This is a genomic window from Dyadobacter sp. (genome assembly GCF_051859145.1).
Taxonomy (GTDB): Bacteria; Bacteroidota; Bacteroidia; order Cytophagales; family Spirosomataceae; genus Dyadobacter.
In genome coordinates this window covers 1-10,739 of the sequence record NZ_JBHYGF010000104.1, presented here as the reverse complement: position 1 = coordinate 10,739, position 10,739 = coordinate 1, and the positions used below count along the sequence as shown (strand labels likewise).

The window sequence follows — 10,739 nt, the reverse complement described above, 5'->3', positions numbered from 1 at the left end:
AGTTGTCAGCAACACCTTTCCAGGGTCCATATAGCCCACACTTTCCTCACCAGTCAACTGCGCAAGCTGTCCGTTCAATGCGGCAACACGTGCTTCCTGGTCTCTCCGCGGGTAAATACCCAGCATCGTGATTTTTGCATCGGGCTGACGATGTTTCAGTGCCCTGATCAGCAGCTTCCAGCCTTCGACGATCTCCGCGTCTGTATTCAGGTGAAGGTTATTGGTACCAATGTTCGCAAGAATCTGCTTTGCACTGAACCCGTCCAGCTCGCCGTGATAGATACGCCAGAGTACGTTTTCAATGCGGTCCCAACCGTAGCCCAGGTTACGTGAATTCTTCCCGAAAGTATCATTCCATGAAGCATCGCCCACCGCACGCGGCCCTTTTGGCAAACCTCCCCAGAAATGTGTGATCGAGTTACCGATCACAATTGTTTCAGGTGCCGATTTCCTGTTTAAATCAAGTATTTCCCGGTGCCTTACTTCCCAGTCGTAATTATTGAGCTCACGAAGTTGGGTAATTGGCTTTGTTGTGGAAGCTTCGCCGGTATATTCATGTAAAATGTTGCGGAGATGCTTTTCGTAACCTTCTGCATACCGCATCATACCTAAATCTGTCTGGTGTGTTCCGTCAACAGTTGTTTCAATATCCTGGCCAAACTCCTTCTTGGGAATTAGGTAAAGATTCGTAATCCCTTCCGATTTCAACCTGGCGAATGCTGCTTTAAGAATTATATTCACCTCTTCATAAAAATGCCTGCTTTCGGGACTAATATCTTCATCAGTGTAGCCCGCATGCTCGGCAAGTGCAATGGGAGTTTGCGGATGTTTTTGACGCAGCGATTTGACGGTAGCCAATATCCTGTCCCGAACTTCCTCCGCCGTAATCGGCATTTTAGAATCCGGGCGGATTGTGAGGTTGGGTAAGCAATCTAAAATGAAAATATGCGCGTCAATCTCATTTACCAAATCCACTACCTCCTTTTCAAGCCGCCCATTTCCTGAAAAAGCCAGATTGATCAGCGGCCGGTCCATTTTCCTGCCTACAATGGAAGTCCACGCCATTCCCGGCCGCGATGCGCAGGCACCCTGCGCAATGGAAGTACCGTATACAACAATTGGTTTGTCAGGCCGCACCGGCAGCGGAGTAAACACAACACCTTCCGGCACTCCTACTTCCAGCCATTTCACACTATTGTACAGCGGCAAAAACAACCTGTACTCGCGTCCTTTTTTATGGTAATTATCATTTGCGGCAAGTTTGAAATTGTAGGTAATTGTATCACCGAATGCATACTTCCCCGCACACCAGCGCGGCGCACCGTCGCTGCTCACTGCATATAAATCGATGCCGCTAACCCCAGTCGCCGGCATGTGCGGCAATGCGTGCTTCCCGCCCACAGTATACCTTACCCTGATCTCAGGAGAATTGGACCGGAACCGGATCATCAGTCCCGCCGACTGGTTTGACAAATTCCAAACCGCTTCCCTCACCTGCTTTTCCGCTTTTGCCGGTAACCTGTCGTAAGGATTTTTCAACTCCTTCGCCGGCCACGCCTGACCTTCAATAACGGGAAAAGACGCACTTTGCGGGTCCCACCAGCTGGTCTTTGTATTTTGAGCTTGCAGGACAAAACAATAGCAAACAAAAGCAGGGATAAGGAGTTTGACTTTCATAAAAATAAAAAATGGGTACTTGTATTGCTACAAAGTACCCACTGCCGGTTTTCTTTTCTATCATCAATAACTATTTCACCAAAACACCATCGGCGATAAATGTAAGCTCCTGCTTCGGTTCAGTGATTTTGGCGATTTCCTCTTTGCTTTGCCCGGCATCCTTGGCATAATGCTGCAAATGCTCAACAGGTACCATCTTCTTTTGAGCTTCTCCTTCAAACACCACGGTTTTTCCGGTAATATCTTTCGGAACAAAGAATGCATAATCCTTAAACATCACGCGCATTGTCTCGCCATTGTCCAGCTTCACTTTCATCCAGCAGCCTTTTACCTGACATACCGATTCCACTGTCCCGCTTACCTTGGCTTCCATCTCCGTTTTATCACCCATTTTGGCAGGCAATGCACTTGCTTCTATTGCCTTTTTATCATTGATTTCTTTTCCAAAAGTGTTGGCAGTTTGCGCGCTGGCCGCATAGCTGCTTACTGTCATGCATAGTAGTATGAATAGTTTTTTCATTTTAATTAAATATTAAATGATCAAATAATTACCTGATTTCAAATGTACTACAACTTGACACGAATGTACAAATCCGTTTATTCTAGGACCTCCACCCAGCCCTTGCAGTGATTCCCCTGCGGCGTATCGACCACGTAAAAGTAAGTTCCGTTTGCTATTCCCTTTCCCCAGTCATTTTTGTAGTCGGCAGTTTTGAATACGGACTTGCCCCAGCGATTGAACACTTCCAGCGAAGCCGGCGAAACGGGCACGATGAAGGTGTCATTTTTCCCATCCCCGTTTGGCGTAATTACATTGTTTAACGTAAAAGGCGGCAAGGCCTTCACTTTCTTGGCAATTGAAAGCGGGCAGCCGGCTGCATTGTACGAAGTTAAAACAACGGTGTATTCGCCCGGCGTCTCATACTGGTATTCGCCCACGTTTTCGTCCTTTATTGTATTTCCAAACCCGAGATTCCATTCGTAGCGCGCTGCATTGCGCGTTTTGTTGGATAGTGCGTAGCTGAAAGGTTCATTGCAGGCTCCGCCAGAAGTGATAATTTCAAAATCGGGCGCATGTGCTTTATCCACCTTCACCGTAATCTCACGCACTGGCCGGCAACCGTCGGCGTAAGTTCCTTCCACAATGTATGTTGTGGTTTCCTCTGGTTTTACAGTTACCGTTTTCCCAATCGTTTCCGGCAATCCTTTCGCCGGCAGCCAGCGGTATTGCGTTGCTTCGCCGGACACGGTAAGTACCACACTGGCTCCCTGGCAAGCTTCCACGTCAGCCATTTCAATGAAATCGCTCTTCTTTTCTACCAAAACTTTCACCTTTTTACTGACTTTGCAGCCACTTGCATTGCTGATTTCGACATTGTATTCCGTCGTTTCCTTCACAATAGCGGTAGGATTGGCGATGGTGGCGTTGCTAAGTCCGGCTGCTGGCGACCATTTGTATTGGGTACCACCCTGCGCGAGCAGCTGCACCGATGAATTTTCACAAACAGCTATATCGGCAGTTACCTTCGCATCGAGTGTTTCTACAATAATTGTTTTTTCAGCAATGTCCATTCTTTTGCAGCTGAGCCTGTTGTAAGCTTTCAGCGTCACTTTGTACTCCCCTGCTTTTGTAAAAACATACTCAGCCTGATCATCTTCCCGCGAAATGGTACTGCCGCTCACTTCCCAGATGTAATCAATCCCGCCTTCGCTGGTGTTGACGAAAGACAAAGAGAGTGGCGCACAGCCACGGAGTACATTCTTGGAACTGCCTGAATACACATCAAAATCGGCCTTCAAACGATCGATATCTATTTTAAATGCGGCATTATTGCAGTTGTCACTATTGTTTGTCTCCGACCACGCCTGTGGGGTTACGGGAAAATGGCTGCCGCCGCAAGCGCAGGTTGCATGGTAAATTGTTCCGTTTTTATCAAAACGGCTTGTACCGCCGTCCACATGGTCGCCCTGGATACCCGGCGTGTTGCTCTGGCTGCCGAAATAGGTTGCATACAAAAGCGACTTGGCACCTTGTTCGAGAATAGCGATGTAAAAATTATGTCCATTCGTTTTAGGCTGGATCGCGTCTTCTGTCACCGGAAGCCCTAAGGTACTGCTGAGCGGATTATTGTTGGTGCTGTTATTTACATTCCCGCCCCAGCCTGCAATGTAAATATTGCCGCATTCGCTCACCAGGAACGCAGTCGGTGAAATATCAGGCGCGCCCCGACCGGAGCCGATTACCGTCGAAAAGTTGCTTTTGGAAAGAGATGCATCGAGTGAATGGACAAACTGGCCGCTTTTTGCATTGTTATAAACACCTGCGCTGACAGGATAATCGCCGGTTGTAAGTCCGTAAACAAAAACGTTTCCGCCGGCATCAGTGTCTAGCAAATATGCCCCGTCTTCTTTGTCGGTACCCAGGTATGTAATATTTAAAAGCTTGTCTGCATTGAACCTGGCCACAAATCCGTCCTCGGTACCTTTCAATGTTTTCTGATAAGAGGTAGAGCTGGTAGTCAGCTGTGCGCTTTTGGTAGATCCGGTTACGTAGATATCTCCATTTGGCAGCGACTTCAATGAATGCGCCGCATCGGCTTTTTCCCCGCCCAGGTAAGTACTCCACAGAAGTGTGCTCAAACCAGCGTCAAGCTTGGACACAATTCCGTCCTGCGATCCGTTAAGCTTGTTTTGTACCGGATTTTTTAGTGGAAAATTACCGGAGCTGGTTGACGAAACTACCAGCACATTATCGCTCTGATCAACTACGATTTCACCACGAAAAGTATCTCCATAATTCCGGATCGTGAATGCGGGACTGTTACTTACCCCATCGTTGCCATTCCCACCCAGGTAAGTGGAAGCGGCGAGCTGTTTTCCGTCTGCACTCAGTTTTGATATGAAAATATCTGCACCGTTGGGCAGGTCAAGGCCGGAAATGGGTATACTGGGCGTGCCGCCGCCGAAAGTCCTTTGAAATGCATTGGTCCGCGTCGGGAAGTTTTTGGAAGATGTTGTACCGAGGATCAACAGCTCATTTTTGGAATTGACGATCAGGCTATTCGGCACGTCGGTATCTTCCCCGCCCAGGAATGTCGCAAAAACCAGACTGCTTCCGTCAGGTGTGAATTTCAGGATCGAAACATCAACCAAACCTTCAAATTTCACCTGGAATGCGCCTACTGTGGCCGGGAAGTTGGCGCCGAACACCGTACCTCCCGAATACAGGTTACCAGCCGCATCATAAGTGGCAGTGTGGCCCCAGTTGTCGGAGACAGAACCCGAAAACGTTGAAAAAATAAGCTCGGGATCTATCGTGAGCGACATCTTGTTATTGTAGCCTTTCGGAAGAACAAAGCCTGCGGTATTTCCTGTGAGCCGGAATGCAGAAGGTACTTCAACAGCTTTGTTACTGACAGTTTGAAAAGAATAAGGTTCTGCTTCTTTAAACTGGCCAACAGAAGTTTTTACCAGAATCTGCTGTTGATCGTTGAGTGAAATCTGCTGCGCGCCATTGTACCTGAGTTTGATCTGCGCCGGATCTGCACCAGGTTTTACAACAAATTCATATTTCAGTTTCAAACGGTCTAGATATACACGCAGGTCAATGCCGGGGTAAATGTTTTCATATAAAACCTCTTCAAAGCCAGGGACACCACCAGCCCATTTACTTTCATCTTTCCCCAGAAAATAACTGAACTGCGTTTTGACCGAACTTTTGGGTGTGTGCTTTACCTGATTGTTTGCATTTTCAAACATAAGTTCCACTCCGTGAGCGGGGATCATGGAAGGTTCAAGTGCATTTCCTTTGGCAACTGGCGAATTTACAGGCGCTTTACCATGCAGGTTTGCCACTTTTGAGGCATCGTACAGCACATAAACCATCGACTGACTTTTCAGAAAAAAGAAACCGCCCGGAATCTCCGCGCGAAAGAGGACATCAGCAGCCCATTGACCGCGATTTTCAATGAAGTACATCCCGCCGGCCAGCGATTTTCCTGCCCCAAAGGCAAGGAATAACAACAATACCAGGATCAGCCGTAAAGTTTTGTGCATAGAAGATGTGTCCGTGTTCTACTTGAACGCAGAAACCGAAATGATATTTTCGCAAAATTCATATTCCTGTTTCACATTGGAACCCAGCAAAACAAGCTGGTTCTGAGTGTATTTGGTAATATGATCGAGGTACCATTGAATGCCCGTCACGTCGAGATTCGTGGTGGGTTCGTCCAGGAAAATAATGGGTACATCGGACATGAAAGCCAGTCCGAGCTTCACGCGCTGTTTCATACCCGAAGAAAAATGACGGATTACTTTTCCGCTTGCGTGTGACAGCTGGATGATCTCTTCAAAATCCTGAACGGTCAGTCCGTTTTTCAACGGTTTGAATTTGATGTGAAACTGCACAAGCTCGCGTAATGTAAATTCCTCGATCAGTTCAAGGTATGGCGCGGCGAGTACCAGGTGTTTGTACCAAAGGTCGGTTTCTACCGGTTTTCCTGCATTGTCGGTGTATGTTACGCTGCCTTCCGAAGCAGGTACCATGCCAGTGAGCAGTTGCAAAAGCGTCGATTTACCACTTCCATTCGGGCCCACAAATGTGTACATCTTTCCTGCCGAAAGTTCAAAAGTCGCCTTTCGGAAAATCCATTCTTTTACAAACTTTTTACCCAGATTTTCAACAGATATCCGCACAATACTTTCAGGTTACGCTTTCTCGCCTTTTTTGGCTTTTTCTTCAATCGTCAGTTTCACAAGTTCAATGCGGGTATCCTGCATGGATACAACCTGGAAGGAATAAGGTGGAATACTTACGGTTTCATTTACATCAGGCAAATCGCCATAGTAATGGATTACCATTCCTGCCAGGGTATCATAATCGCCCTCCGGCAGCTCCCAGCCGTATTTTTCGTTGAGATAATCGAGCTCGTGACGCGCACTCAGGATGTAGCTGTCATCGTCAAGCTGCCTTTCCGTCCAGTCTTCCGTAGTATCATATTCATCCTGGATTTCACCGAAAATCTGCTCCACCACATCCTCCACACTGATCAACCCGGAGGTACCGCCAAACTCGTCGACAACCAGCGCGAGGCTCCTTCTCTCTTCCAGAAAACGCAGCATCAGGTCGCGCGCGGGCATTGCTTCGGGCACGATCATGATGGGCGTGATAATGTTGCTGATCTCTTTTGGTTTTTTAAAAAGCGCCAATGCGTGGCAGTAGCCAAGTACTTCGTCAACGGATTCTTTATGTACAATGATCTTGGAATGCCCGCTGGTCAGAAACGCTGTGCGGAGATCTTCAATGGTCGCATTTACATTCACAGCCGAAATTTCAGTTCGCGGAATCATACAATCCCTGATCCGCAGATCTTTGAAATCGAGTGCATTGATAAACATCCGCTCTTCAATACTGTGGTCGTCAAAATCGGGATCGTCGGCGGAAACAATATCATCACGAAGCGACGGATTCAGGATATTTTCTTTTACAAATGGCTCCACAACCCAGTAAAGCGGCGTCATGATCCACTCGCCAAAACGTACAGGAAATGCAGACAGATCAAGAATTTTAGGAAAACTCCTGCCCACTTTCACCCAGGTAGTATAGCAAAGCATCCAAACGGAAACCAATGCAGCAAACAGACCGGTAATAAGCAAAACCTCCTGCCAGCCCGCGTGTAAAGTCAGGTAGGGATAAATGGTAATAACCGCAGCAAAACAACCCAGCGCGACGGTCAGCAGCCGGATCATCCGCAAAATCCGCCGCCAGTAGAGCGTCTGTATTACCTGCTCCGTTTTTTCGTGCCGGAAAGAATAGCGGTCAATGGAAATATCGAGCAGCACCGACCTCACCGCGCCGAAATAGCCGGCGAGAATGAAAAAGACGATGGTAGTAGCCAGTGAAAGTGTGTTCATTTTTTTGCGGTTGAACGCGTTTTAGCTTGTGGGGCTGATATCTCTGTTTTTTGAGGCTTACCTGCTGCAGCTTTTAACCTGCTGAATTGAAAAACAAGGAAACAAACAATGCTCAGCAGCAGCAGCCAGTAACTTTCAAACAATCCTGCTCGGCGGAATTCCAATACCCACACGACCAGAAAGCCGAGTGCGAGTGCTAAAAGTATGGTTCTGGAAAGTTTCGAATTCATTTACAAAAGAAGAAATGGAGAATCAGGCGACGCTTGGGATCGCCAGATTCAAAGATACACAGATTGTGCCAAAACGGCTGTAAGTTGATAAATGTTCGTTTTAACGCAGAATAAACCTCCTCTTTCTCCTCCATTTTCTCTAAAAAGGCTAACTTGCGGGTCTTGCCACCCAGTTCATTTTTAATATCTGGATAGCCTAATCATTTCTTGAAAAAATATAAAAAGCTACTATGAGCGAAACCACAAAACGCTTTGCAGCCGGTGTTGTAACCGGAGACGGAGTTAGCGAGATCTTCCGTCATGCCAATGAAAACAATTATGCACTTCCGGCAGTCAATGTTGTAGGTACCAATTCAGTAAATGCTGTTCTGGAAACTGCAAAAGCTGTAAACAGCCCGGTCATTATTCAATTCTCCAACGGAGGCGCTATATTTTACGCAGGAAAAAGCTTGTCAAATACTGATCAGCGGGCAGCAATCGCAGGCGGTATCTCGGGTGCAATGCACGTACATCAGATGGCAGCACTTTACGGCGTTCCGGTGATTTTGCATACAGACCACTGCGCGAAAAAACTGCTTCCCTGGATCGACGGGCTTCTTGAAGCGGGCGAGCGTCATTTTGACCAGCACGGTATTCCATTGTACAGCTCTCACATGCTCGACCTTTCGGAAGAGCCTTTGGAGGAAAACATTGAGATCTCGGCTAAATATTTCGAGAGAATGGCGAAAATCGGCATGACGCTTGAAATTGAACTAGGTGTAACTGGTGGCGAGGAAGACGGCGTTGACAACAGCGATGTGGACAGCTCGAAATTGTATACACAGCCTGAGGAAGTAGCATACGCTTACGAAGAGCTATCTAAAATCTCACCAAACTTCACAATCGCAGCTGCATTCGGAAACGTTCATGGCGTTTACAAGCCAGGTAATGTGAAATTGGAGCCAAAAATCCTTCGCAATTCACAAAACTACATTCAGGAGAAATTCGGCACTGCCGAGCTGCCGGTTAACTTCGTATTCCACGGAGGATCAGGCTCTTCACGCGAAGAAATCCGTGAAGCAATTGAGTACGGTGCGATCAAAATGAACATTGACACCGACATGCAATGGTCAACCTGGGAAGGGATTTTGAAATATTACAAGGAAAATGAAGGCTTCCTTCAGACGCAGTTGGGTAACCCAAATGGTCCTGATTCGCCAAACAAAAAATACTACGATCCACGCGTGTGGATGCGTAAAGGCGAAGAAAGCATGATCGCCCGTTTGAAAGCTGCATTTGAAGATTTGAACTGCATTAATCAGCTGGGATAATTCGGATTAAATTCTTTATTGAGTAAGAAAAAGCAACCTGTAAGGGTTGCTTTTTTTTGTGTGCATAAACCGCGTGGTTTTTCAATTTCTCCATTGCCGATAATCCTGACAATCCGACCGATAAAATAGCCGCACCCCGCCGCAGGATAATCAACCGAATTCTACTACAAAGCATCTGTTTAATTGCGAATAGATTGCAATTAATTCACGATCTGATAAATAATTTTGCTAAGTACTTTTTACAAAACAAGCCTACCTAAAGTCATCTACTATGAAATCCGATTATAAATTAAGTTGTAGGTGTATATACAGCGGATTCAAGAATAACTGTAAGCCCACAATTTTTACAAATGAATGAAATAGAGAATCAAAAAGACTGGCTTAATACCTCACAAAAACTAAAACTGAGTAAACATCAAATTTTCACAAGCCAATTATATATTCTTATTTAAGATAAAATCAACTAAACTGAACATTAGCTATGAAAAGATTTCTACTCACATTCGTAATAGTATTGAACTTATGTGCATTCACAAATCCAACACAAATTATTATACCCATTGATGACCCTTATTACTGGTATAACAATACCAAAATTCGCCTTCAATTAAATCCGGCCGAAACTTTCATTCTGTTTAGTGAATCTGCAAAATTAGATCCAGTTGTTGACTCGGCCATTCAGCGCACGGTCTTAGGAGAAGGTCTGGAACCTTATAAGACAAAGCCTGCAAAGAGAAATCTGATATGGGCCAGAATAAAGAGTAGTGAGATACTCAATATCAAAACAGAAGATGTAATCTACAAAGCCCCTTCCTTTTTCAACAGCTATGGAGAGGTAGTCACTTTGTCTAATGTTTTTTATGTGAAGCTCAGGCGAGCAGATGACCTAGCAATATTGGACAAGATGGCCACTAAGGCAGATATAGAGATTATCGGAAGCGATTCTCCTACTTCTCTCTGGTATATGCTGTCCTGCACTAACAAATCCGACGGTAGTTCACTAGAAATGGCCAACAAGTTTTTCGAGTCCGGGGCATTTGCAGCAAGCGAACCCGAATTATTGACCGGCAACCAGGCGAGCTGCACAAATGATCCCAGTTTTGGCAGTCAGTGGTATTTGAAAAACACGGGTCAAAATGGCGGAAGTGCAGGTAGCGACATCAAAGCATGTGATGCATGGACGATTACCAAAGGTTGCGCTAATGTGATAGTAGCAGTAGCCGACGAGGGAGTAGATCCCGGCCATCCAGATATATTAAATCTCCTGCCGGGTTATGATGCAGAAAGTGGCGGATCTCCTGCGCAAATCAAAGGAATTCACGGAACACATATGGCAGGCATAATCGGCGCTGCTCATAATACTACAGGCATATCCGGCGTAGCACCACAGTGTAAGATCATGCCGGTAAGCTTTCCTCTCAATAGCACAACCCCTGGTTATCTTTCAAGACGAAAACAAGGGATCAAATGGGCAGCCAAGGAAGGTAGTGCCTGGATCATCAATCTTTCCTGGAATTCTGAGGTATCCGGTTTGATTGATGACGCAATTAACTTAGCTACTACCACCGGCCAAGGCGGTTTAGGATGTGTCGTTATTGTCTCGTCAGGG

General features: G+C 46.2%; 7 protein-coding genes. 2 read left to right on the top strand and 5 right to left on the bottom strand.

Translation table 11 applies throughout. The features are described from left to right. The 5 genes from ACTIE6_RS07680 to ACTIE6_RS07660 form a co-directional block, all read right to left on the bottom strand. A partial coding sequence (locus ACTIE6_RS07680) for an SGNH/GDSL hydrolase family protein (protein WP_439556080.1) occupies positions 1-1,677 on the bottom strand: 1,677 nt, incomplete at its 3' end. Positions 1,678-1,747: 70 nt separating this feature from the next. Further along, positions 1,748-2,197 (bottom strand): DUF4920 domain-containing protein, encoded by a 450-nt coding sequence (locus ACTIE6_RS07675; protein ID WP_439556079.1) that lies wholly within the window; start codon positions 2,195-2,197, stop codon positions 1,748-1,750. Between the two features lie 77 nt (positions 2,198-2,274). Next, positions 2,275-5,733 (bottom strand): gliding motility-associated C-terminal domain-containing protein, encoded by a 3,459-nt coding sequence (locus tag ACTIE6_RS07670; protein WP_439556078.1) that lies wholly within the window; start codon positions 5,731-5,733, stop codon positions 2,275-2,277. Between the two features lie 18 nt (positions 5,734-5,751). Next, positions 5,752-6,372 (bottom strand): ABC transporter ATP-binding protein, encoded by a 621-nt coding sequence (locus tag ACTIE6_RS07665; protein WP_439556077.1) that lies wholly within the window; start codon positions 6,370-6,372, stop codon positions 5,752-5,754. 12 nt (positions 6,373-6,384) lie between these two features. Beyond that, positions 6,385-7,590 (bottom strand): hemolysin family protein, encoded by a 1,206-nt coding sequence (locus tag ACTIE6_RS07660; protein ID WP_439556076.1) that lies wholly within the window; start codon positions 7,588-7,590, stop codon positions 6,385-6,387. A 460-nt stretch (positions 7,591-8,050) separates the two neighbouring features. On the opposite strand from ACTIE6_RS07660, the gene fbaA reads away from it, so the two are divergent. Continuing rightward, on the top strand, positions 8,051-9,130 hold the full coding sequence (fbaA, locus tag ACTIE6_RS07655) for a class II fructose-bisphosphate aldolase (RefSeq protein ID WP_439556075.1): 1,080 nt from the start codon (positions 8,051-8,053) through the stop codon (positions 9,128-9,130). Positions 9,131-9,611: 481 nt separating this feature from the next. Then, the coding region (locus tag ACTIE6_RS07650; protein WP_439556074.1) for a S8 family serine peptidase at positions 9,612-10,739 on the top strand (1,128 nt) is incomplete at its 3' end.